Here is a 21,962-nt window from a genome sequence, read left to right as displayed (position 1 = left end):
ACCGCGACTGACGTGATTCGAAACCCGGCGGCCGCCGCCCGCCGACCCGGGGGCCTGCGGCGGGCGGCGGGCGGAACCGAGGAGGCGAGGCAACAGCTACGCGGCCCGAGGGCGCCGCGGCCGCTTCTTGCGCTCTCCGGAGGTGCGCCCGGTCGGGGATCCCCGGCGGCGTCCCGTATTCCCTCCCGCGGCCACGGTCTCCGGAGGAGGCGGGACCTCCGCCGTCGACAGGGCCCGGCCCGAGGGGAGGACGGTCAGGCAGGGGACGCCGGCAGCGGCCACCAGCCCCTCCACGCTCCGTACGGCGCCCGGGACATCCTCCGCCCACACCACGGCCCGCGCCTCAAGGATGTAGCGGTTCTTCCGGAAGACCGCCGGCGGAGTCACCGTGACGCGTACAATCTCCGGTCTGGCGCGGCGCGCCTGCTCGAGTTGGTCGCCGATGCGCGTGATCTCTTTCTGCGCAGGGAACCTGGGCAGCTCGCACTCCGCGATGATCTCGAAGGGCCTGCGGGTCATGCCAACCACCCCCGGTTGTCACTCAGGATCGGTCTTCCCCGGTCACCGGATCGAAGCCCCGTGCCGGTGGCATCGCTCATGGTACACGGGTTCCCCCGGCGCGGGGCATCGGTTCGGCGTTGTATCGGATGCCTCTCGCTCTCATCATCGCTCACCCAAGCTGATTCTGTCACCTGATGTAGCGGACCAGGTCCTCCAGCGGCCGTCGGCCGGTGATCTCCGGCGCTTCCGCCGGGAACCCGACGGGCAGGATGGCCACCGGCCGGAGGCCCGGAGGGGCGCCCAGGGCACGCCTCACGGCCTCCTCGTCGAAGGCCCCCACCCACACCGTGGCCAGACCCAGCGCCGTGGCGGCCAGCTGGGCGTAGGCGCAGGCGATCGTCGCGTCCTGGAGGCAGTACAGCGTCCTCCCCCGCTCTCCGTACCTCCGCGCCGAGCGCGTCGGATGGGCGCAGAAGACCAGCACCACGGGGGCCTGAGCCACGAACATCTGGTCAAGGGCCGCCCGGGCCAGGGCCTCCCGCGTGGTCAGGTGTGTGACGACGTAGATCTCATAGGCCTGCAGGTTGCCCGCCGACGGCGCCCGGTTCGCGGCGTCGAGGATGGCCTGCAGCGTCTTCGAGGCGACCGGCCGATCGGCGAAGGCGCGTATGGAATGCCGCCCCCGCACCGTGGCGAAGAACCCCAGGGCTTCCTCCACGCCTCGCATCGCTGCGCCTCCTCCGCTGCCGTCGATTCCTGAGTTGTCGCTCAAGAATCTTCGAATACTGCACCGGCCTGATTGTTCTGCACGCGCTCGAGGTAAAGAATGCAAATTGAGCCTGCATCGACCCTCCCGGGGGAGGCGATTCTATGGCAGCCCTGATGCTGGTTGCCACCATTATTATTGTCTGGCTGGGCTACCGGCTCTATGCCGCCCGCATGGACCGGCTGGTCCTGCAGCCAGACCCCCATCGCGCGACGCCGGCCCGGCTGTACCAGGACGGCGTGGATTTCATGCCCGCATCGGGTAGCGTGCTGTTCGGCTACCAGTTCAAATCCATCGCCGCCCTGGGGCCGATCGTCGGTCCCATCGTGGCGGCGCAGTGGGGATGGCTCCCGGCCCTGCTCTGGCTGATCCTGGGGGTGCTGTTCATCGGCTGGGTCCAGGATTACTCCTCCGCCATGATGGCCATGCGCCACGAGGGGCTGACCATGGGCGGGCTGAGCTACAAGTTGATCTCGCCCCGCGCGCGCAACATCCTCCTGTCCTTCCTGTACTTCTACCTGCTGCTCATCATGGGCGCCTTCGGGTCCATCGTGGCCGGGCTGATGGCGAATCCCAAAGTGCCCATCGGCTTCATCATCGTCACCCTGGCCGGCGTGCTGGCCGGGCACATGACCTACCGCCTGAAGCGGGACCTGGTCACGACGACCATCGTCACGGTGGTGATCGCCTTCGTCGGCGTCTGGCTGGGGCAGACTGGTCCGCTCAGCCGCATCGTGGAGTGGTTCAACGGGCTGGCCGGCTCCACGGTGGTGATCGCCGATAAAGAGGTGAAGAACGTCTTTTACATGACCCCCTACGGCCCCATGACCTGGGGCGTGTGGATCTGGGGCATCCTGGCCCTGGTCTTCTGCTACCTGGGCTCGGTGCTGCCGATCTGGCGCTTCGCCCAGCCCGTGAACTACGTATCCTTCTGGCTGGTCATCGTGGGCATCGTGGGGTCGATCGTCGGGATTCTGATCAGCTGGCCGGGGTTCGGCGACTTCCCCGCCTTCACCGGGTTCAACGCCGTCGGCGTCCTGGCGCCCGGGGTGGCCACCCCGCTGTGGCCGATCCTGTTCGTGACCATTGCCTGCGGAGCCATCTCCGGCTGGCACAGCCTGGTCACGACCTCCGGCACGTCGCGCCAGCTGGAGAAGGAGACCGACACGCTGCCGGTTACGGCCGGGGCCATGTACACCGAGGCCGTGCTGGCCGTGCTGGCCCTCACCTTCGCCGTGGCCGGCTTCGGCAGTTTCGCCGGGTACAAGGAAGTACTGGCCCGCGGCGGCGGGGCGGTGTTCGCCGGCGGGATGGCCAAGTTCCTCAACGTTCTCGGCATCTCCACCTCCTTCGGCGCGGCGTTCGGCTCCATCTTCCTGTGCATCATGGCCCTGACCGTGATGCAGCTGGTGCTGCGCTTCATGCGGGTGGCCAGCGCCGAGCTGGTCGGCGAGCGCTTCCCCGCGTTCCGCAACCCCCATTTCGGATCGATCGTGGGGATTCTGTTCACCCTGCTCATCCTGTGGACCGGATTCTGGGCGCGCATCTGGATCCTGTTCGGCGGCTCCAACCAGCTCTTCGCCGGGCTGGCGCTGATGCTGGTGTCGATCTGGCTGGCCAACCAGGGGAAGACGTACCGGTGGGTGGCCTATCCGGCGGCGTTCATGTACATCACGACCGTGGCCGCCCTCCTGGTCACGGGGTGGGTCAGTCTGCAGGCGGCGTTCAAGCCCGGCCTGGCCGCGGCCTTTGTCTTCGGCAATCTGGTGGCGGCGATCATCGCCTTTGCGCTGGTCATTCTGGCGGTGGTGCTGGCCCTGGACGGGGTGCGGTCGTTCTCGAAGGCGGTGGTCTCCCTCCGCCGGGCGCCCGCCGGCTAGAATCGATGTTGGGGCGGTGGGAGGAGGCTCCCTCCCACCGCCGCCGCCCGGGTCGAGACATCCGGGGCACGAGGAACGCGTATTTGCCGCATCGCCGGAAGGTCGTCCGGATTCGCCCGGTGGCGGGAGCCGGCCCGACGGAGTGGCCGGAGCCGCCGCCTGCTCCGCCGCCGCCTGTCCGTGTCGAGGTTTTCGCTCCCATCCTCCTCGCCTCGGGCCTGACCCTGATGCGTGAGGGGTCGGCGATCGACCTCGTCGGGGTGGGGCGGACGGTGCACCGGGACGAGGTCCGGCGGTATCCGCCGGCGATGCGGGAGGAGTATCGGCGGCTGTGGGCCCTGCTGCATGCCATCCAGCAGCGGTTCGGCCGGAGCGTCGTCATCCGCATTGTCGCCCCGCCCTCCCTCCACTGGTTCATGGCGTCCCTGCGCCACCGGATCCGCCGCTATCCGACGTTCCTTCTGGACGGGCGCGAACGCATCACGGGCTGGGAGGAGCACCTGCTGGTTGAGCGTATCCAGCAGCGCCTGCGGGCCAAGCGGAGCGGCACAGGAGACAAGACATGAAGCATCCTGACGAGAAGCCGGCGTTCCTGGAGCGGGCGAGGCGCAGCCTCAAGGATTTCGTCTACGGCATGGCAGCCCACGAGATGACGCGGCACGCCCTCAAGACCCGCGGCAGCATGGAGCACCTCTTCATTCTCATCACCATGGGGGATCTGCTGGGCGTGCCGATCCTGCCCCCCTACTACTCGCTGCGGCTGCTGCCCTATGTCGTCCCCCAGATCTCTACCTGGAAGCGCAGCATGCTCCGGGAGAAGGATCTGACCGATGCCCTCTCCTGAGCCGGCGGGCAGCCGGCTGGCGCGATACTTCACGGACTTCCCCGACCGCCGATACATCATGTTCGGCGGCAAGGGCGGGCTGGGGAAGACGACCTTCTCCGCGGCCACCGCCTACCATCTGGCGCGCCGGGGATACAAGGTACTGGTGTTCTCCGTGGACCCCCAGGCGTCGCTGTCCGATATCTTCCAGCGCGACATCTTCGGCCGGGGCCCCGTGGAGATCGTGCCGGGGTTGTTTGCCCAGGAGATCGACGCCGACCAGCGGATCCGCGCCTACCAGCAGGAGATCCGCCAGAAGATCCTCGACATGTACGGGTTCGACCGCGTGCCGGAGGAGATCGAGCACTACATCGCGGCGGCGTCGGCCGAACCGGCCATGGAGGAGAGCGCGATCTTCGACCAGGTGGTGGATATCGTCGTGACCGGGGGGTACGACTACTTCATCTACGATCTGGTGCCCCTCGGCCACGCCCTCTACTACCTGAGCATGGCCAGCGTCTACGACGAGTGGATCGAGCGCATCACCCGGCTGCGGGAAGAGATGCAGCAGTACGCGGAGATGGCGGCGCGGATGAAGGGGGAGCAGCTCCAAGAAGATCTGATCCTGGCCGAGCTGCAGGACATCCGCCGGCGCATCACCATCAGCAGCAGTATCCTGACCGATGCCGCCCGCACCGCCTTCTTCTTTGTCATCATCCCCGAGGAGATGGCCCTGTTGGATACACGGAAGGCCGCCCAGCTGTTCGCCAAGTTCCAGGTGCCGATCAGCGGGTACATCGTGAACCGCGTCCTGCCCGAAACCCTGGCCCAGCAGGACATCCCCGAGTACCTGCGTCGCCGCCTGCAGATGCAGCGGGGCCACCTGGAGGAGATCCGTACGCTGTTCGGGGGGGAGGTCCTGGCCTACGTCCCTGAGTTCGAGCGGGACGTGACCGGCCTGGCGATGATCGAGCGGATGGCCGACGCCATGTTTGGAGGGAACGGGCGTGGTCCAGCAACTGACTAGACCGGCCGGCTGGGAGGCCCTGGTGGAGCGGTCGATGCGTCAGGTCGTCGACGCGATGCCCACATTGAAATACCTCTATTTCGGCGGCAAGGGCGGGGTCGGCAAGACCGTGATGGCCGGCGCGGCGGCCCTGGCCCTGGCCCGCCAGGGCCGCCGCGTCCTGCTGGTCTCCACCAATCCGGTGCACAGTCTGAGCGGCCTGCTGGACCAGGATGTGTTCGGCCGCGCCACGCCGGTGGCCGGCGTGCCGTCGCTGTGGGCGCACGAGATCGACACGCGGGAGACCATCGAGCGATCGAAGCGGGAGATCAAAGAGAAGATCGACTGGTTCCTCAAATATGCTGAGATCCGCACCAGAGCCGACGCCTTTGTCGAGTCGGCCACGATGAACCCGGCCTTCGAGGAATCGGCGATGTTCGAGAGCATGATCGACATCATCTTCCGCGACGAGTACGAGGTGTACGTCTTCGATACGGCGCCGACCGCCAACGCCCGGCGGCTGCTGGGGATGTCCGCCGTGTACGCGATGTGGGTGCAGAAGATGGTGCGCAGTCGCGAGGAGGCGCGCTCCCTGCGCCGCCTCCTCTCCTACAGCAAGAAGGACGAGGCCGATCCGCTGCTGGATTACCTGCTGCGGTTTCGCGATCGCATCGAGGCCGCCCGGCGGCTGCTCACCGACAGCGCGCTGACGGCGTTCTTCTTCGTCACCCTGCCGGAGGCACTGCCCATCGCGGTGATCAGACGGTTCATCTCCTGGTTCCACGAGTTCGGCATTCCCGTCGGCGGGGTCATCGTCAACGGGGTCATCGAGCGCGGCCTGGTCACGGAGACCACGCCGCAGTTCGTCCTCAACCGGGTCATCGCGCAGGAGGCCTACCGCGAGGAGATCGCCCGGGCCTTCCCCGGCATGGTGCGCGCCGTCGTCCCGCTCTTCGAGACGGAGGTCCGCGGTGTGCCGGTCCTGGAGCGTGTGGCGCAGGTGCTGTTCGCCTGAGTTGCGGAGGCGCCGCGCTGGCGAAGAGAACCCTGGAAGCCTTCAATCCGATCACGGGGGCGGCGGCTTTCGTCGCCTTCATCCTGCCCGAGCCCTGGGCCATTACCCGCGCCACCGTCGCCCCCGACGTGCAGACGACCCTGCGCCAGGGGGGGCGGCAGTGGGTGGCGGCCGGGGAGACGCGTCATGTGGTGGTGGATCGCCTGCGGGGGATCCGGGCGGATCTCGTGGTCCGCATCAGCCCGGGCCGCCTGCGCCCCATGAGGGCGCCGCTGGCCGAGGTGACGACGGCCGGAGCCATGCCGGCCGGTGGGCACACGGCCCAGTTTCAGTGCGGCCGGCGGCGCGAAGGGATCGTCTTCCGCCGGTTGGTGCCGGCGGCCCGGCTGCAGTGCTACTGCGACCGGACCCGGCGCACCGTGCAGGTGGAGCTCTCCGGATCTCTTGGGGACGGGGAGCTCCGGGCGCTCATGGAGGCCTTCGGCAACCTGGAATGCCACGTCGCTGACGGTGAGTCAGGGCGAGAAGTCGGAAAGGAGGGTGGGTAATGAAGATCCTGATGCTCGTGGGGGACTACGTCGAGGACTACGAGGTGATGGTCCCGTTCCAGGCCCTGCAGATGGTCGGCCATACGGTCCACGCCGCCTGTCCGGGCAAGAAGCAGGGCGAGGCGGTGCGGACGGCGGTGCACGACTTCGAAGGGGATCAGACCTACAGCGAAAAGCGCGGCCATAACTTCACCCTCAACGCGACCTTCGACGAGATCCGGGAGACCGACTATGACGGCCTGGTCATCCCCGGCGGGCGGGCGCCCGAGTACATCCGCCTGCAGCCGCGGGTCCTGGAGATTGTCCGGCACTTCGCGCAAGTCGGCAAGCCCATCGCCGCCATCTGCCACGGCGTGCAGGTGCTGGCGGCGGCGGACGTCCTGCGGGGCAGACGGTGCACCGGCTACTCCGCCGTCGGCCCGGAGGTGAAGCTGGCGGGCGCGACGTGGGTCGATGTGCCGGTGGATCAGGCGGTGGCGGACGAGATGCTGATCACCGCCCCGGCCTGGCCGGCCCATCCCGCGTGGCTGGCCAGGTTCCTGGAGGCACTCGGCACCCGGATCGAGCATCGCAAGGCGGCCTGAAGGGATCGCCCGGCTGTACGGCCGAGCGTACCTCGGCCACCTGGCGAACCGAAGCGACGCGGTCGGGGCGGCTCCGAGCCGACGGTGCGATGGACGCCCAGCGAACCTTCCGCGCGTGGCGCGCAGAACGTTTGATCCGGGTTCGAAATCCGCCCCACGCCCGATAGCCATCGGTGTATCTCCCTCTTAGACTCTAGATGTCGGACGGATGACAAGATGTCCGTACATTAGCCGCGCGCCGGGAAACGGTGCGCGGCCAGTGGCCCATGAGCGGATTCAGAGCGACGCCCAGACGAGGAGGGGGGAGAAGATGGGCACAAGCGGGTTGACCCGCCGCGAATTCGTTCGCGGCGCGGCACTGACCGGCATGGGGCTGTGGGCGGGGACCTACGCCCGATCCTTCGTCCCGACACCGACAAAGGCGGAAGCCGCCGCGGCTGCTGACGAGAGGCGCAAACTCGCCCGCCAGTATCAGAACGCCAAACCCGGCGAACGGTTCACCATCGGGCACATCACCTGGGGGTTGGCCCAGGAGTACCTGATGATGTGCTACCAGGCCAGCGAGCAGGCCTGCCGGCAGCTCGGCCTGAAGTTCGCCGGCGCGGTGGCCGAGTCCGATGCGGCCTGGATCCAGACCACCGAGAGCATGATCGCCGCCGGGGCCAAGGCGATCATCTACAACTGCCCCTCGGCGGCCATCATGCCCGCGCTGACCAAGATCTGCAACGAACGCAATGTGTTCATGGCCACCCACTTCGGCTACACCGGGGACATCTTCCCGGGCGACCTCGGCCCGCGATGGGTCGTCGACAACACGCCGCTCTCCGACGAGCAGACGTTCCTCCCCCTGATGCTGCTGTTCGAAAAGATGCGGCGGAACGGGAAGCGGAAACTGCTGCACCATCAGGCGCACAAGACGGTGGCCACCTGCTCCACCGTCTATATCAACCTCGGCGTCTTCCAGGCCTGGCAGTTCTATCCCGAGATGCAGGTTCTCGGTCACCAATACGGGGAGTGGAACTACGAGGGGGGCCGCAAGGCGGCCGAAGCGTCGCTGGCCATCCGGACCGACTACGAGGCGTTGTGGGGCGCCAACGATTCCCAGACCATGGGCGCCCTGAAGGCGTGCGAAGACCGCGGCCTGAAGCTGGGCCCCTACACCGCTTCCCGGGATATGGAGATGACCACGGCGGAGGCCATCCTGAAGGGCAACTTCCTGGTGACCGCCGGGTTTGCCATCCCCTACTTTGGCGGGCGCATGGTCCCCATGCTCTACGACATGTGTGTGGGCGCCTGGTATCCGCTGAAGGATGAGATGGTGCAGGCCGGTCGGATCGACTGCTACGGGCGGCCTGGAGAGATCGAGGAGCTGGCCAGGGGGGCGCGGCTGATTTACCATCCGAACTTCAAGCTGGGCCCGACCGCGGAGAATCTGGAGAAGATTCTCAAGCAGATGAAGGCGAAGACGCCCAACTACCCCTATGACTTTCGGCGTCTCTCGCTCTCGAAGTGCCAGGAGCTCGGTCTGGCCTACGACCGCCATGCCGGCGGCGGCACGCATCTGGGGCAGCATGACTATTACTTCCCGGCCAAGCTCAGGAAGTTCGGCAGCATTCAGGCTCTGAAGAAGCATGTCGCCGCGCTGCACAAGCACTTCCTCGACTTCCGCTGGGCGGACACCTGGGAACAGGCGCAGGAATACGCCAAGGGGTTCCCTCCGGAGCTGAAGACGGAGCCGGTCTGGGTGTAGCCGCCGGTGGGTCCCGCCGATCCTCTCGCGGTGGCCGGCGTTGACCGCCGGCCACCGCCCGAGTTCGAGTGATCCCGATGCAGCCGCCGGTGCTCGAGGTTGCCGGTGTCTCCAAGACCTTCGATACCGTAGTGTGCGCCCTGGAGAACGTCGGCCTGGCCGTCCGCCCCCGTGAGATTGTCGGGGTGGTCGGGGAGAACGGCGCCGGCAAGTCGACCCTGATGAAGATTTTGGTCGGGGCCTACGCCCCTGACACGGGAGAGCTGTGGTATCGGGGCTCCCGCGTGCCCTTTCCTCGAAACCCTACGGAGGCGGCGCGCCGGGGAATTTCCATCGTCTATCAGGAAAAGGGCGTCATTCCCCTGTTGCCGGTCTACCAGTTTCTCCTCCTCGGCCAGGAGGACCGCTACACGGCCCTGACGGGACTGCGGCTCGAGGCGATGAAGCGGCAGGCGCAGGCGATGCTGGACGAGCTGCACGTCCCCTGCACGGCCGAAGATGTGATGTACGAACTCCCGGCCTCCACCCAGAAGATGGTCGAGATCGCGAGGGCGATGCTGAGCGTGCGACTGGCCTGCAACGATCTCACCGTGCCGCCGGTGATTATTCTCGACGAGCCCACAGCGCCCCTCACGCTGGAGGAGCGCCGGGAACTCTTCCGCGACCTCCTGGCGATGAAGAGCACGGCCTCCTTCATCTTTGTCTCGCACGTCATTCCCGAGGTGATGGAGTTTGCGGACAGAGTCTATGTGCTACGGGACGGCCGGCTGGTCGCCCACTTCGATCTGTCCGAAGAGAAGATCACCGAGGAGGAGTTGTTCCGGGCCATCGTCGGCCGGGAGGCCGCCGAGTTCGCCCCGGCCTGGGGGGCACGGCGCGTCGTGGACGAGGCCGTCGTCCTGGCCGCCGAGGGGCTGACGAAACGCGGAGCCTACTACGACGTCTCCTTCGCCCTGCGCCGGGGCGAGTGCCTGGGCCTCTTCGGACCGGCGGGATCGGGCAAGAGCGAGATCGTGGCCACCATTGCCGGGTTGTCCCCCTTCGACGCGGGATCCCTCACCATCAAGGGCCGGCGGGTCAGGGCTGACGAACCGCCCCACCTGCGCCTGGCACGGGGGGTGGGGTACTTCTCCGGGGAGACCGGGAAGGAGCTGTTTCTTAACTGGCCGGTGGCGCAGAATATTTCCATTTTGAACATCGCCAGGATCGTCGGGAAGCGTCTGCCTGTGATCCGTCTCCAGGCCGAGCGGGCGATGGCCGAAAGGGTCGTCCGGAAGCTCCGCATCAGGACCCCCAGCGTGAACACGGATTGCTACTCCCTGAGCGGCGGGAGCAAGCAGAAGGTGTCCGTGGGGAAGTGGCTGGAGCGGAGCCCTGAGATCCTCCTGCTCGAGGATCCGACCATCGGCATCGACGTGGGGGCCCGGGCCGATATCTACGAGATCTTCGGGGAGATGAAGAGGCAGGGCACGGCGATGCTGCTGGTCAGTGATGATCCGAAGGAGTACGCCACGCTGTGCGACACCATCCTCCTGATCAGGGACGGCCGGGTGCAGCGCGCCCTCACCCCCGGGGAGTTCGCGGAGATGACGACGCTCCGCAGACCCCCGGCGGGCGGACACTGACGGTCCGGCGCGGCGGCCGCGCCCCGAGCAATCTGCCGGCTGTGCTGGCCCTGGTGGGTTTCGTGCTGGTCTTTTCCCTCCTCTATCCGGACCGGTTCCTGAGCGGGCTGAACATCTCCACCATCCTCAGGCAGTTTGTCACGCTCATGCTGTTCGCCCTCGGCCCGTCCCTCATGGTCGTCACCGGCGCCCTGGACCTCACCTATGTCGGGATCTGGATGCTGGGGGGCGTGCTGGTGTGGCTCCTGAAGCCCGTCCTGGGCGCGGCCGCGATCCTGGTGATCCTGCTTCTGGGGCTGACCAGCGGGTTCATCGTCGGCGTGATTCAGGTGAAGGCCAAGGTGCCCTCCTTCATCCTCACCCTGAGCCTGCTGGTGACCTACTGGGGCCTGACGGCGAGGCTTTCCGGAGGGTATCCGCGGTCGGTCCGGGGCTATGAGTTCATCACGGCGCCGCTCATCCCGCTGGTGCCTACGCCGCTGCTCTGGGCGATTCCGCTCATCGTCGCGGCGGTCTTCATCATGACACGCACGAAGGTGGGCATCTACCTCTACGCGATCGGGTCCAACGAAGAAGGGGCGCGCCTGGCCGGCGTGGACGTCGATCGCTACAAGATTCTGGGGTTCACCTTGAGCGGCGCCTTCACAGGGTTCGGGGCGATGATTCTCTTCCAGCACCTCGGCGGCGCCACGCCGGTGGAGCTCAACCTGAACAACGTGGTCTGGCCGCTCGTGGCGATCGTCCTGGGGGGGACCCCGCTGGTCGGCGGGAGCGGCGGGCCCCAGCGGACGATCCTCGGGGCGCTGACCTTTGCCGTCGTCGATCGCGGTCTGATCCTCTCCCTGCTGCGCCCGGAGCTCGTGCAGCTCCTCCTGGGACTCCTGCTGATCATTTCTATTGTCGTCGGCAGCCGCGGGCTGCGGGGGGTCACGGTGACGTGAGGAGCACGGGCGCCGTGGCCAGCCTGACGTCCTCCCGGGAGCGGTTTCGCCACCGGATGACCACCATCGGGCCGATCGGGGCGGCCATCCTGACGATCGTCGCCTTCCAGGCGATCAACCCCTCCTTTCTGACCTATCAGGGATTCCTGACCTGCGTCTACGCCATGTCCTACTTCCTGATTGCCGCCTGCGGGCTGACCTTCGTCATCGTCATGGGGTCCTTCGACTTCTCCGTGGTCAGCGTCCTGAAGCTCGCCGCGCTGATCTGTGCCCTGTACCTGGACCGTCTCGGGCTGTGGGTCGTCCCGCTGGCCCTGCTCGTGAGCGCGGTGTCGGGTTTCGTCAACGGGGTGCTCTTCGCCCGCTACAATGTGCCCTCGTTCATGGCCACGCTGGGCGTGTCCGTAGTGCTGGAGGGGATCGGGCTCTTTCTCTCCCGCGGCTTCCTGCACATCGTGCGGGACGAGACCTTCCGCGCCCTGGCCACGACCTTTTTCGCGGGGCTGCCGGCGATCTTCTACTGGGCCCTGGGCGTGTGGGTCCTCAGCACCTTCCTGGCCCTGCTCACCCCCTTCGGCCGGCGCGTCTATGCCATCGGGGGGAACCCCGTCGCCGCCGGGCTCTCCGGGATCGATGTGCCCAGGCAGCGCATCCAGGTGTTCATGCTGAGCAGCTGTCTCGCCGGGCTGGCCGGAGTTTTGTACATGGCGCAGCTCGGGGGCGGCTCGATGCAGATTGGGGCCGACATGCCCATCCCGCTCTTCGCCAGCGTCGTGGCGGGGGGCACCGCCCTGACCGGGGGCATGGGGGGGCCGCACCGGACGCTGATCGGGACGATCATCATCACCTGGATGCAGGCGGGGATGCTCATGCTTGCCCTGGGCCGCGATATTCAGATGGTGACCTTCGGCCTCATCGCTCTGGGGATGAGCGTGGCCACGATCGACTGGAGACGGGTGAGGGTCGTGAAGTAAGCCGCGCGATGCGGCAACCGCGGAGGAGGCGAACAGGATGTACACCTGGGGACGGAAACAGGGGTGCCGGATCTCCCTGGACTACACCTACCGGGGAATGCGCGTCGCGTTCCTGGAGAACCAGGTCCTGCGCGTGGGGATCCTCCTGGACAAGGGGGCCGACATCTTCGAGTTCACCTACAAGCCGCGAGATCTCGATTTCATGTGGCAGTCACCGATTCCGATGCAGCGGCCCTTCGTCGCCACCAGCGCCCAGCCCGAGGGCGCCTTCCACGACTACTACTACGGCGGCTGGCAGGAGGTCTTTCCTTCGGCGGGCTGGGCCAGAACCCCCTACCAGGGCGCCTGGCAGGGCCTGCACGGTGAGATCTCGCTCCTGCCCTTCGAGGCGGCGATTGTCGAGGACACGCCGGAGCGTGTGGCGCTGCGGACGTGGGTGCGCTGCTACCGCTCCCCACTGACCCTGGAGCGCACGATGGCGCTGCAGGCCCAGAAGGCGGCACTGTTCATCCACGAGCGCGTGGTGAACGAGTCGGTGGGCGAGTTTGCGGTGATGTGGGGTCACCATCCGGCGGTCGGTCCGCCCTTCTTGGATGAGGACTGCTTCGTCCAGACCCCGGCGCGCAAGGTGGAGGTCATGGCCATCCACCCCAACGGTCTGTGGGAGCCGGGGGACGGCTACGACTTCCCGATGGTCCGAAATCGCCGCAGCGGAGCGTTGGAGGACATTACCCGCGTGCGGCCGCCCCAGACGCGGTCCATCGATGTCGTCTTCTTCAAGGAGCTGGCCGAAGGGTGGTACGGCCTCACGAACCGGAGGACCGCGGTGGGGTTTGGCATGGCCTGGGATGCGAGCCTCTTCAAGTATCTCTGGATGTGGCAGGTCTACGGCGGCCACACCGACTACCCCTGGTACGGTCGGACCTACAACTGTGCCCTGGAGCCGTTCACCAGCTATCCGCCGGCAGGCATTCAGGCCGCCCTGGACAACGGCTCGGCCCTGATCCTGCAGCCGGGACAGGTGGTGGAGACGGATCTGGTGGCGGTGGCCTATGAGGGCACCGGCGTCGGCCGCATCGGCCGGGATGGGACGGTGCAAGCCTGAACTGGCACGCCCACTCACCGGGCCAGGACTGAGGAACAGATGAAGAATCCGATGTCAAACATTTGTTCGCCTACTCCGTCCCCGGAGGCCTGGCTAGACTTGAAGGTGCCGGACGGATGACAAGACGTCCGGACATTCACTCCGCGTCGCCGGATACCGAAGCGTACGCGACGTTCGCATGGGAGGGGAGGTGGACATCTACCCGTCGATGCCGGTATCCCGCCGACCGGAAGAGAGGGGGGAGGGAATGAGTCGCGGTGGTCTGCTATGGCGCGTCGCAGCGTTGAGCGTGGCGATGCTCCTGACACTCAGCCTGTGGGGCACAGCGGCCCCCAAGCTGCCCAAGGTGGTTATCGGCTGGACGCCTCCCGACATCACCGGCGTGTTCAAGACCGCCACCGACTTCTTCGAGAAAGCCGCCGCCGACGCCAGGAAGAACGGGATTGACGTGGAGGTCATCAGCCGATCCCCCGCGACCCATGTGGCCTTTGCGGACCAGGTCGCGATTATCGAAGACTACATTCAGCGCAAGGTCAGTGTCATCGCCATCTCCCCGATCGAGGTCGAGGTGGTCATCCCGGCGATCAGGAAGGCCAACGCCGCCGGGATCCCGGTGATCATCGTCAACCTGCTGGAACCGATTAAGGGCGTGAACGTGGCGTCCTACATCGGGTTCGACAACACCGTGGCCGGGATGATCTCCGCCTACGCCCTGCTCGATTACTTCGGCGGTCCCGGCGTGCTGGGAACCGGTCCCAAGGTGGATGTCAAGCCCGGCACCTACCTGGACCTGGCCTGGTGGCAGAACCTCTACAAGACGGTGGACCCCAAGACGGCCAACATCAGGGCCCGCGTGGCGATCATCGAGGGCATCGCGGGCGGGTTCTTCTCCACCGCCCGCGTCAACGGGTTCCACAAGATCGTCGATCCCTTCCCCGGCATCAAGGTCGTCGGGATGCTGCCGGCGGACTGGAACCGCGAGAAGGGCCGCAAGGCGGCGGAAGACTTCCTGACCCGCAACCCCAAAGGGACGCTGGACGCCATCTGGGCGGCCAGCAACGAGATGGGCCTGGGGGCCATGCTGGCCGCCGAAGCGGCGAAGCGCACCGAGGTGAAGATCTTCACCAATGACGTGACCCCCGAGTCCGTCGAGCGCATCGTCGAGGGGCGTCTGATGGCCGAGACATGGCACGGCTTCCCCGAGTGGGGCTGGTACGGCACGAAGTTTGCCGTGCTGCTGGCCCTGGGGCAGAAGGACAAAGTGCCGCAGATCTTCGACATCCGGCCCCGCACGGTGTGGAAGGGCAACGCGCGGGAATACTATCCCAATCCGCGCCTGGAGCCGATCAACTGGACGGCGATCAAGGCCGGAGTCAAGTAAACCAGCAGGGGTGGGAGCCCTGAAGCGGGCTCCCACCCCTGCACGAACCCGGAGCACGAGAGGGGCAGGGCCGATGGATTTTGGGGGAAAGGTGGCCGTCATCACCGGTGCGGGGGCCGGCATCGGCCGCGCCACCGCCGTCCTCTTCGCCCGTGCGGGGGCCCGGGTCGCCGTAGTGGATGTGGACGCCGGGGCCGGGCCGCAGACGGTGGAGCAGATCGCCGCCTCCGGGGGAGAGGCGGTGTTCATCGCCGCCGATGTCTCCAATCCCGACGATGTGCGACGCATGGTAGAGACCGTGATGGCGCGGTTCGGCCGGCTGGACATCCTGGTGAATAACGCGGGAATTTACCTGCAGGGCGACGTCCTGGCGACGAGCGAGGCCGACTGGCGGCGACTCCTGGAGGTGAACCTCACCGGCCCGTTCCTCTGCGCCAAGTACTGCATCCCGGCCATGCGCGCCCACGGCGGCGGCGTGATCGTCAATGTCGCCTCCGAAGCCGGGTTGGTGGGGATCAAGGGGCAGGTGGCCTACAATGTCTCCAAGGCCGGCGTGATCGGCCTGACCCGCAGCCTGGCCGTAGACGGTGCGCCGGAGATCCGTGTGAACTGCATCTGCCCCGGGACGACCGACACGCCGCTGGTTGCCGCCTCCCTGCGGCGTCAGAGGGATCCGGCCGCCGCCCGCCGGGCGCTGGAGACCGTCCGTCCGGCCGGGCGGCTGGGGCGGCCGGAGGAGATCGCCTTCGGCATCCTGTGTCTGGCCGCCGACGAACTCCACTATGCGACGGGCGCAATCCTGTCCGTGGATGGCGGATACACCGCCCAGTAGGGAACCGCCGTGCCGCCCACGGTGATCCTCCGGCTGGAGGGCATCGACAAACGCTTCCCGGGCGTTCACGCGCTTGATCACGTCGACCTGGACCTGGCCGAGGGCGAGATCCATATGCTGCTCGGCGAGAACGGCGCGGGCAAATCCACGCTCCTGAAGATCCTCAGCGGGTCGATCCAGCGCGATGAGGGCCGCATTCTCCTTTGGGATCGGCCGGTGCAGATAGCCGACGTGCAGCAGGCCCGGGCCTTGGGGATCGGCATGGTCTATCAGGAGCTCAGCCTGGTCGGCGGCCTGACCGTGGCCGAGAACATCTTCCTCGGCCGCTGGCCCTGCCGGCTGCGCCACCTCGTGGACTGGGCTGAGATCTACCGCCAGGCGCGAGTCGTGCTGGACAGCCTGGAAGTTCCCATCGACCCCCGCGCCCGGGTGCGGGACCTCAGCGTGGCGGAGCAGCAGCTCACGGAGATCGCGCGGGTCCTCGCCTCCGAGGTGCGCATCCTCCTCCTGGACGAGCCCACTTCTGCGCTCTCTGATCGCGAGCGGGACCGGCTCTTCGCCATCCTCCGCGGACTGCGGGAGAAGGGGGTGAGCATCCTCTACACGTCGCATCGCCTGGGCGAGATCCAGCAGATCGGCGACCGGGTCACCGTGCTGCGCGACGGCCGCAAGGTTGGGACCCTCGCCGCAGGCGAGGCGAACGAAGAGGCGATCGTCCGGATGATGGTCGGGCGCGAGATCCATGAGCGCTTTCCCAAGGTCTCCGTGCCCATCGGGGCTCCCGTCCTCACGGTGCAGGGACTGAGCGTGGACGGTTTCCTGCAGGACATCACCTTCACGGTCCATGCCGGTGAGATCCTGGGGATCTTCGGCCTGCGCGGCGCCGGTCGGACCACGCTGGCCCGGGCGCTGTTTGGACTGGTGCCGATCCGCCGGGGCGAGGTGTTCATCGACGGCGAGCGGGTCTGCCTCTCCTCTCCCGAGGAGGCTATCGCCCGCGGCATCGGCTACACGACCGAGGATCGGCGGGAGGGGCTGTTGCCGATGCTCAGCCTGCCCCCCAACATCACCCTGGCCAGTCTGGACGCCGTGACGCGGGGCGGCGTGCTCGATCACCGGCGCGAAGCGCGCATTGCCGGACAGCTGGTGGCAGACCTGCGCATCCAGCCGCCGGTTCTCTCGCGGCTGGTGATGTACCTGAGCGGCGGCAACCAGCAGAAGGTGGCGCTGGCGAAATGGCTGGCCAGCCGCGCGCACGTTCTGATCTTTGACGAGCCCACCCGGGGCATCGACGTGGGGGCCAAGACCGAGGTCTTCCACCTCATGGGCCGCCTGGCCGCGCAGGGGGCGGGGATCATCATGCTCTCCTCGGAGATTCCGGAGGTGCTGGCGATGGCCGACCGGATCCTGGTGATGCACCGCGGCCGGATCGTCGGCGAGTACCGGCGCGGCGAGGCGACGCAGGAAGCGCTGTTGCGAAGCGCGGTGGGGTTGGACCGCTCAGACGCGGAGGTCGCGTGATGGGGCAACGGGGCGTGCAGGTGGCCGTGGGCGAGGCTCGGGAAGAGGCACTGGCCGTGGCGCAGGTCGTGGCGCGCCTGGCGCTGCGGGGCGGTCCGATCATCGCCCTCCTGCTCCTGGTGCTGTACCTCTCGGCCGTATCGCCGTACTTCCGGACGACGAGCAACTTTATGAATATTCTGGCCCAGACCGCCGTCACGGCGATCCTCGCCGTGGGGCAGACCCTGGTCATCGTCAGCGCCGGCATCGATCTCTCCGTAGCCGCGATGATGGCCCTGGCCGGTTCGCTGGCCGCGGTGGCGATGGCCTACTGGGGATGGAACGTCTGGGCCGGTCTCCTGCTCGGCGTCGCCGTCGGGATCGCCCTCGGCTTCTTCAATGGCGTCGTGATCACCAAGGGGCGCATCCCGGATTTCATCGCCACCCTCGGCATGTACACGACGGCCCGCGGCGTCGGTCTGCTGATCACCCAGGGGTTGCCCGTCCCCTCGCACCTGACCGCCATCCAGCTGAAGGCCTACCTGCCCGCGGAGCTCATCTGGCTGGGCAGCGGGGCGATCATGGGCGTCCCGGTGCCCGCCCTCGTCGCCCTGGTCGCGGTGATCGGCGGGTGGTTCGTCCTCCAGCACACACGCCTGGGCCGCTGCGCCCTAGCCGTGGGAGGCAACCGGGAGGCCGCGCGCGTCTCGGGCATCAACGTCGACCGGACGAAAATTTCCGTGTACGCTTTCTCCGGACTGATGGCCGGGGTCGGGGGCCTGGTCCTCACCGGCCGGCTGAACTCCGCCAACGCCCTGATGGGCGAGGGGATGGAACTGCAGACGATCGGCGCCGTGGTGCTCGGCGGGACCAACCTCTTCGGCGGAGAGGGGACCGTCGTCGGCACGGTCATCGGCGCGCTGATCATGGGCGTGCTGAGCAACGGGTTGAACCTGCTCAATGTGTCGGCGTTCTGGCAGCGGGTGATCAACGGTCTGGTGATCATCATCGTCGTGGTCTTCGATCAGTGGCGGCGACGGAGGTTTGGCTCATGACGAGCGCAGGCGGCGGCGACGCGTCGGTGGGTACGACTCCGGTCGGTCCTCTGGTGCGGCGGGCGGGCACGGCGCCGTTGTATGCGCAGATCCGGGACCTGCTGCGACAGAAGATCCAGTCCGGGGAGTTCCCGCCGGGGACGATGATTCCCGCGGAGACGGAACTGCAGCGCCTCTTCCACGTCAGCCGGCATACGATGCGTCAGGCCCTGACCGCCCTGGTCGAGGAAGGTCACCTGGTACGGAGCCGCGGACGGGGCACCTTTGTCCTGCAGCGTCGGCTCGAAGAGCCTCTGCCAAAGCTGCTTAGCTTCACCCAGGAGATGCGGCTGCGGGGCGCACAGCCGTCGACGCGGGTGGTGAAGGTCGCCTGGGTCCCTCCCCCGCCTGTGGTGCAGGAGGCGCTGCATGTGGCCGGGGGGGAGCGCGTCTTGCGGATCGAACGGGTGCGCTACGCCGACGGCGCGCCGATCGCGGTGACGTTCTCCCACCTGCCGCGCTGGATCGGCCTGACCGGCCGGGAAGACTTCTCCGGATCGCTCTATGAGATGTTGACGGAGGCGGGGGTGAAGTTCGCCAAGGCGTTCCAGTACATCGAGGCGGGGCGCGCCGGGAGTCGCCTGGCCCGGGAGCTCAACGTTCCGCGCGGCAGTCCCGTGCTGGTCCTGCGGCGGACGCTGTTCGCCGACGACGGCCGGGCGGCGGAATATGTCGAGGGCTTCTATCGCGCTGACCGCTACCGCTACTCGATCTGGCTGGAGCCCTGAGGAACGTCCCGGGATGCGGACGGCAGCAGATTCAGAGGCGAGGGTCTCCGGGCCGCCGGTGGCGCTGGTGACCGGGGGGTCACGCGGGATCGGAGCGGCCACGGCGGTGGCCTTGGCGCGCCGCGGATTCCGGATCGCCGTGAACTGGTCGCGCGACGAGACTGCCGCGCGCAGCGTGGCCGGAACGATTGCCGCCCTGGGCGGAGAAACCCTCGTCGTGCGCGCCGATGTGAGCGACCCGCAGGAGGTCGAGGAGATGGTGGCCACCCTCACCGCCCGCTGGGGCCGGCTGGACGTGCTCGTCAACAACGCCGGGCACTACGATCCGGGGCCGGTGGAATCCCTCAGCGTGGAGCGGTGGAGCCGGATGCTGGCTGTCCACCTCACCGGCGCCTTTCTCTGCGTCCGGGCCGCCCTGCCCTGGCTGCGCCGAAGTCCTCAGCCGGCGATCGTCAACGTGGCCTCCACCGCCGCCCTCACCGGGGGGACCTCCGGCGTGCACTATGCGGCGGCGAAGGGCGGGCTGGTGGCCTTCACGCGCGCCTTGGCGCGCGAACTCGCCCCGTCCGGCATCCGGGTCAACGCCGTCACTCCCGGCAAGATCCAGACCGCCATGCTCGGCGGGGAGGCTGCGGCCGATCGGCTTGTCTCTGTGGTCCCGCTGGGACGTCTGGGACGGCCGGAGGAGGTGGCGGAGGTGATCGCCTTTCTGGCCTCTCCCCAGGCCTCGTTCGTGACCGGCGCCGTCGTCGGGGTCAGCGGGGGCTACGGTCTGGTAGCGGGGTGAGACCGCGATGGAGCGGGTCCGGATCTGTCTGGTGGGAGCAGGACGGGCCGGGATGGTGCACGGGCGCAACTATGCCCGGTCGATCCCGGGGGCGGAAGTTGTCGCCGTCGTGGATCCCGTGGCCGCGGCGCGGGACGCCGCGGCGGCGGAGTTCGGGGCTCGGGCCTTCGAGACGCTGACCCAGGCCCTCGAGTCTGTGGCCTTTGAGGCCGTGTGCATCGCCACCCCGACCTTCACCCACCATGAGCTGGTCCTGACCGCGGCCGCCGCCGGCCGGCACATCCAATGCGAGAAACCCTTGGCCGTCACCATCGCCGAGGGTCTGGCCATGGTCGCCGCGGTGCGCCGCGCCGGCGTGATCTTCCAGATGGGGTTCATGCGCCGCTACGATCCGGAATACGAGGAAGCCCGCGAGGTGATCGCCGGGGGCGAAATCGGCCGCATCGTTTTCCTCCGTTCCCTCACGCGCGGGCCGGGTCTGCCTCCACCCTGGGCGCTGGAGACGGCACGCAGCCACGGACTGTTCGGCGAGGTGAACAGCCACGACGTGGACGTCATCCGCTGGCTGTCGGGCGGCGAGTTCGTCAGGGTCTACGCCCGTGCCCGCGCCCTGAAGGCGACCGATGTCCTGCGGGACCACCCGGACTTCTACGATGTGGGGGTCATCGTGGGAGAGCTGGACAACGCGGCTCTGGCCACGATCGAGGGAGCGTGTCCGGTCGACTATGGCTACGATGCGCGTCTCGAGGTGCTCGGCACCCAAGGCATGGTGACCGTGGGGGCGGTGCCGGAGGGCACCGTGGTGCGGGTGAGCCGCGACGGGGCCGTCACCGGGCGGACCTTTCGCAGCTGGCGGGATCGCCACCGCGAGGCGTACCGCCGGGAGGACCAGGCGTTCATCGACAGCGTCCGCACGGGACGCCCGCCGCGGGCGGGGGCGATCGACGGCCTGCGGGCGCTGGAAGTGGTCATGGCGGCCGAGGCCTCGCTGCGCTCGGGGCACGCGGAGGCGGTCGGCCGGGCGGAGCCCTCGTCGCTGGAGGAGGCGACATCCCCGTGATGCACGCCGGCGTGTACGCCGACGGCGGACTGAGTCTGCAGGCGCGGCCCATCCCGCGGCCGTCACGGGATGACCTGCTGTTGCGCGTCCGCGCCGCGTCCATCTGCGCCACGGATCTGAAGATTATCGCCCACGGGCACTTCAAGATCCCGCCGGGAACGTCGCGGGTGCTGGGGCACGAGTTCGCGGGCGAGGTCGTGCAGCCGAGCGACGCGGCTCCCGAGGTGGTGGAGGGGATGCGGGTGGGGGTGGCCCCGAACTTCGGCTGCGGGCGGTGTGACCTGTGCGCCCGCGGGCTCGACCACCTCTGTGCTTCCTATGAAGCGCTCGGCATCAGCATCGATGGCGCGCTGGCCGACTACGTCCTCGTACCGGCGGCGGCGGTGCGTCGGGGGAATGTTGTCCCGCTCCCTCCGGCGCTGCCCGACGAGGAGGCCGCACTGGTCGAGCCGCTGTCCTGCGTTCTCAACGCGCACGAGGCGGTCCGTACGGGGTGGGGCGACCGCGTGCTGGTGTTCGGCGCCGGGCCGATGGGGGTGATGCACCTGCTGGTCAGCCGCGCGCTGGGCGCGGCATCGGTCGTCGCCGTGGAGCCAGAATCCTTTCGGAGGGCCCAGGCCCGGACCTTTGGTGCGGACGCGGTGGTGACGCCGGAGGAGGTCTCCGATGCGGTGGGGGAGTTCACCGCGGGTCGAGGTTTCGACGTCGTCATCGTAGCCGTCCCGGCACGGGAGCCGCTGGAGCAGGCTCTGGCCGCGGCGGCGGCGCTGGGACGCATCCACGTCTTTGCCGGCCTGACGCGCGGGACGGCCCCGCCCATCCTGGATGCCAACCGCATTCATTACCGCCAGCTGACGGTCACGGGGACCAGCGGGTCCAGCGCCCGTCAATACCGCCGTGCGATCGACCTGGCGGCCTCGGGACGTCTGCCGCTCGGCCGGCTGGTGTCCGTTCAACTCCCCCTGGGGGAGCTTGAGGAGGCATTCCTGCGCGCCCGGGCGCCGGACGTCCTGAAGGTGGTGATCCGTCCCGGAGGCGCGCCTTGAATCTGTCCGGCAAGGA

The 21,962-nt window shown here is 68.0% G+C and carries 22 protein-coding genes; 20 read left to right on the top strand and 2 right to left on the bottom strand.

Features of this window, described 5'->3' with window-relative positions:
• Positions 1 to 96: 96 nt before the first annotated feature.
• Together QN141_10510 and QN141_10505 are read right to left on the bottom strand one after the other, a co-directional pair.
• Positions 97 to 519, bottom strand: a complete 423-nt coding sequence (locus QN141_10510; protein ID MDR7558908.1) for a hypothetical protein — start codon at positions 517 to 519, stop codon at positions 97 to 99.
• Between the two features lie 169 nt (positions 520 to 688).
• Positions 689 to 1,228, bottom strand: a complete 540-nt coding sequence (locus QN141_10505; protein MDR7558907.1) for a nitroreductase family protein — start codon at positions 1,226 to 1,228, stop codon at positions 689 to 691.
• Between the two features lie 143 nt (positions 1,229 to 1,371).
• Here QN141_10505 and QN141_10500 point away from each other — a divergent pair, with 143 nt between their 5' ends.
• From QN141_10500 to QN141_10405, 20 genes are all read left to right on the top strand, one after another.
• Positions 1,372 to 3,147 carry a carbon starvation CstA family protein gene (locus QN141_10500; GenBank protein ID MDR7558906.1) on the top strand — a complete coding sequence of 592 codons (1,776 nt, stop codon included), beginning with the start codon at positions 1,372 to 1,374 and terminating at the stop codon, positions 3,145 to 3,147.
• A 119-nt stretch (positions 3,148 to 3,266) separates the two neighbouring features.
• On the top strand, positions 3,267 to 3,713 hold the full coding sequence (locus QN141_10495; GenBank protein MDR7558905.1) for a hypothetical protein: 447 nt from the start codon (positions 3,267 to 3,269) through the stop codon (positions 3,711 to 3,713).
• Positions 3,710 to 3,991 carry a hypothetical protein gene (locus QN141_10490; GenBank protein ID MDR7558904.1) on the top strand — a complete coding sequence of 94 codons (282 nt, stop codon included), beginning with the start codon at positions 3,710 to 3,712 and terminating at the stop codon, positions 3,989 to 3,991. Before QN141_10495 ends, QN141_10490 begins: the two co-directional genes overlap by 4 nt.
• Positions 3,978 to 4,997, top strand: coding sequence for a TRC40/GET3/ArsA family transport-energizing ATPase (locus QN141_10485; protein ID MDR7558903.1), 1,020 nt, complete (start codon positions 3,978 to 3,980; stop codon positions 4,995 to 4,997). Before QN141_10490 ends, QN141_10485 begins: the two co-directional genes overlap by 14 nt.
• On the top strand, positions 4,978 to 5,991 hold the full coding sequence (locus tag QN141_10480) for an ArsA family ATPase (protein MDR7558902.1): 1,014 nt from the start codon (positions 4,978 to 4,980) through the stop codon (positions 5,989 to 5,991). The genes QN141_10485 and QN141_10480 overlap by 20 nt, the downstream gene beginning before the upstream one ends.
• A 128-nt stretch (positions 5,992 to 6,119) precedes the next feature.
• Positions 6,120 to 6,539 (top strand): hypothetical protein, encoded by a 420-nt coding sequence (locus QN141_10475; protein MDR7558901.1) that lies wholly within the window; start codon positions 6,120 to 6,122, stop codon positions 6,537 to 6,539.
• Positions 6,539 to 7,123 (top strand): DJ-1/PfpI family protein, encoded by a 585-nt coding sequence (locus QN141_10470; GenBank protein ID MDR7558900.1) that lies wholly within the window; start codon positions 6,539 to 6,541, stop codon positions 7,121 to 7,123. Before QN141_10475 ends, QN141_10470 begins: the two co-directional genes overlap by 1 nt.
• 310 nt (positions 7,124 to 7,433) lie before the next feature.
• On the top strand, positions 7,434 to 8,873 hold the full coding sequence (locus QN141_10465) for a sugar ABC transporter substrate-binding protein (GenBank protein ID MDR7558899.1): 1,440 nt from the start codon (positions 7,434 to 7,436) through the stop codon (positions 8,871 to 8,873).
• Between the two features lie 77 nt (positions 8,874 to 8,950).
• Positions 8,951 to 10,498: a sugar ABC transporter ATP-binding protein gene (locus QN141_10460; protein MDR7558898.1), complete on the top strand. Its 1,548-nt coding sequence runs from the start codon at positions 8,951 to 8,953 to the stop codon at positions 10,496 to 10,498.
• A gap of 41 nt (positions 10,499 to 10,539) precedes the next feature.
• On the top strand, positions 10,540 to 11,439 hold the full coding sequence (locus QN141_10455; GenBank protein MDR7558897.1) for an ABC transporter permease: 900 nt from the start codon (positions 10,540 to 10,542) through the stop codon (positions 11,437 to 11,439).
• A gap of 14 nt (positions 11,440 to 11,453) precedes the next feature.
• Positions 11,454 to 12,413: an ABC transporter permease gene (locus QN141_10450; protein ID MDR7558896.1), complete on the top strand. Its 960-nt coding sequence runs from the start codon at positions 11,454 to 11,456 to the stop codon at positions 12,411 to 12,413.
• A gap of 37 nt (positions 12,414 to 12,450) precedes the next feature.
• On the top strand, positions 12,451 to 13,518 hold the full coding sequence (locus tag QN141_10445; protein ID MDR7558895.1) for an aldose 1-epimerase: 1,068 nt from the start codon (positions 12,451 to 12,453) through the stop codon (positions 13,516 to 13,518).
• Positions 13,519 to 13,813: 295 nt separating this feature from the next.
• Positions 13,814 to 14,899 (top strand): sugar ABC transporter substrate-binding protein, encoded by a 1,086-nt coding sequence (locus QN141_10440; protein MDR7558894.1) that lies wholly within the window; start codon positions 13,814 to 13,816, stop codon positions 14,897 to 14,899.
• 73 nt (positions 14,900 to 14,972) lie between these two features.
• Positions 14,973 to 15,731 (top strand): glucose 1-dehydrogenase, encoded by a 759-nt coding sequence (locus tag QN141_10435; protein MDR7558893.1) that lies wholly within the window; start codon positions 14,973 to 14,975, stop codon positions 15,729 to 15,731.
• A gap of 9 nt (positions 15,732 to 15,740) precedes the next feature.
• Positions 15,741 to 17,252, top strand: coding sequence for a sugar ABC transporter ATP-binding protein (locus QN141_10430; GenBank protein MDR7558892.1), 1,512 nt, complete (start codon positions 15,741 to 15,743; stop codon positions 17,250 to 17,252).
• Entirely contained in the window at positions 17,252 to 18,286 is a 1,035-nt protein-coding gene (locus tag QN141_10425) for an ABC transporter permease (protein ID MDR7558891.1), read from the top strand. The genes QN141_10430 and QN141_10425 overlap by 1 nt, the downstream gene beginning before the upstream one ends.
• Positions 18,283 to 19,053 (top strand): GntR family transcriptional regulator, encoded by a 771-nt coding sequence (locus QN141_10420; protein ID MDR7558890.1) that lies wholly within the window; start codon positions 18,283 to 18,285, stop codon positions 19,051 to 19,053. Before QN141_10425 ends, QN141_10420 begins: the two co-directional genes overlap by 4 nt.
• A gap of 67 nt (positions 19,054 to 19,120) precedes the next feature.
• A complete protein-coding gene (locus QN141_10415) occupies positions 19,121 to 19,840 on the top strand; it encodes an SDR family NAD(P)-dependent oxidoreductase (protein ID MDR7558889.1) in 720 nt (239 codons plus the stop codon).
• Between the two features lie 7 nt (positions 19,841 to 19,847).
• Entirely contained in the window at positions 19,848 to 20,900 is a 1,053-nt protein-coding gene (locus QN141_10410; GenBank protein MDR7558888.1) for a Gfo/Idh/MocA family oxidoreductase, read from the top strand.
• Positions 20,900 to 21,946 carry an alcohol dehydrogenase catalytic domain-containing protein gene (locus tag QN141_10405; protein ID MDR7558887.1) on the top strand — a complete coding sequence of 349 codons (1,047 nt, stop codon included), beginning with the start codon at positions 20,900 to 20,902 and terminating at the stop codon, positions 21,944 to 21,946. The genes QN141_10410 and QN141_10405 overlap by 1 nt, the downstream gene beginning before the upstream one ends.
• The last annotated feature ends 16 nt before the right edge of the window (positions 21,947 to 21,962 follow it).

The organism is Armatimonadota bacterium (genome assembly GCA_031459765.1).
Classification (GTDB): Bacteria; Sysuimicrobiota; Sysuimicrobiia; order Sysuimicrobiales; family Kaftiobacteriaceae; genus Kaftiobacterium; species Kaftiobacterium secundum.
Note: the sequence above shows the minus strand (reverse complement) of the source record. Positions and strands in the feature narration are given on the sequence as shown.

Coding starts and splice junctions, on each gene's coding strand:
- QN141_10510 (MDR7558908.1), bottom strand. CDS start 519: ATGACCCGCAGGCCCTTCGAGATCATCGCGGAGTGCGAGCTGCCCAGG.
- QN141_10505 (MDR7558907.1), bottom strand. CDS start 1,228: ATGCGAGGCGTGGAGGAAGCCCTGGGGTTCTTCGCCACGGTGCGGGGG.
- QN141_10500 (MDR7558906.1), top strand. CDS start 1,372: ATGGCAGCCCTGATGCTGGTTGCCACCATTATTATTGTCTGGCTGGGC.
- QN141_10490 (MDR7558904.1), top strand. CDS start 3,710: ATGAAGCATCCTGACGAGAAGCCGGCGTTCCTGGAGCGGGCGAGGCGC.
- QN141_10485 (MDR7558903.1), top strand. CDS start 3,978: ATGCCCTCTCCTGAGCCGGCGGGCAGCCGGCTGGCGCGATACTTCACG.
- QN141_10470 (MDR7558900.1), top strand. CDS start 6,539: ATGAAGATCCTGATGCTCGTGGGGGACTACGTCGAGGACTACGAGGTG.
- QN141_10465 (MDR7558899.1), top strand. CDS start 7,434: ATGGGCACAAGCGGGTTGACCCGCCGCGAATTCGTTCGCGGCGCGGCA.
- QN141_10460 (MDR7558898.1), top strand. CDS start 8,951: ATGCAGCCGCCGGTGCTCGAGGTTGCCGGTGTCTCCAAGACCTTCGAT.
- QN141_10445 (MDR7558895.1), top strand. CDS start 12,451: ATGTACACCTGGGGACGGAAACAGGGGTGCCGGATCTCCCTGGACTAC.
- QN141_10440 (MDR7558894.1), top strand. CDS start 13,814: ATGCTCCTGACACTCAGCCTGTGGGGCACAGCGGCCCCCAAGCTGCCC.
- QN141_10435 (MDR7558893.1), top strand. CDS start 14,973: ATGGATTTTGGGGGAAAGGTGGCCGTCATCACCGGTGCGGGGGCCGGC.
- QN141_10425 (MDR7558891.1), top strand. CDS start 17,252: ATGGGGCAACGGGGCGTGCAGGTGGCCGTGGGCGAGGCTCGGGAAGAG.
- QN141_10420 (MDR7558890.1), top strand. CDS start 18,283: ATGACGAGCGCAGGCGGCGGCGACGCGTCGGTGGGTACGACTCCGGTC.
- QN141_10410 (MDR7558888.1), top strand. CDS start 19,848: ATGGAGCGGGTCCGGATCTGTCTGGTGGGAGCAGGACGGGCCGGGATG.
- QN141_10405 (MDR7558887.1), top strand. CDS start 20,900: ATGCACGCCGGCGTGTACGCCGACGGCGGACTGAGTCTGCAGGCGCGG.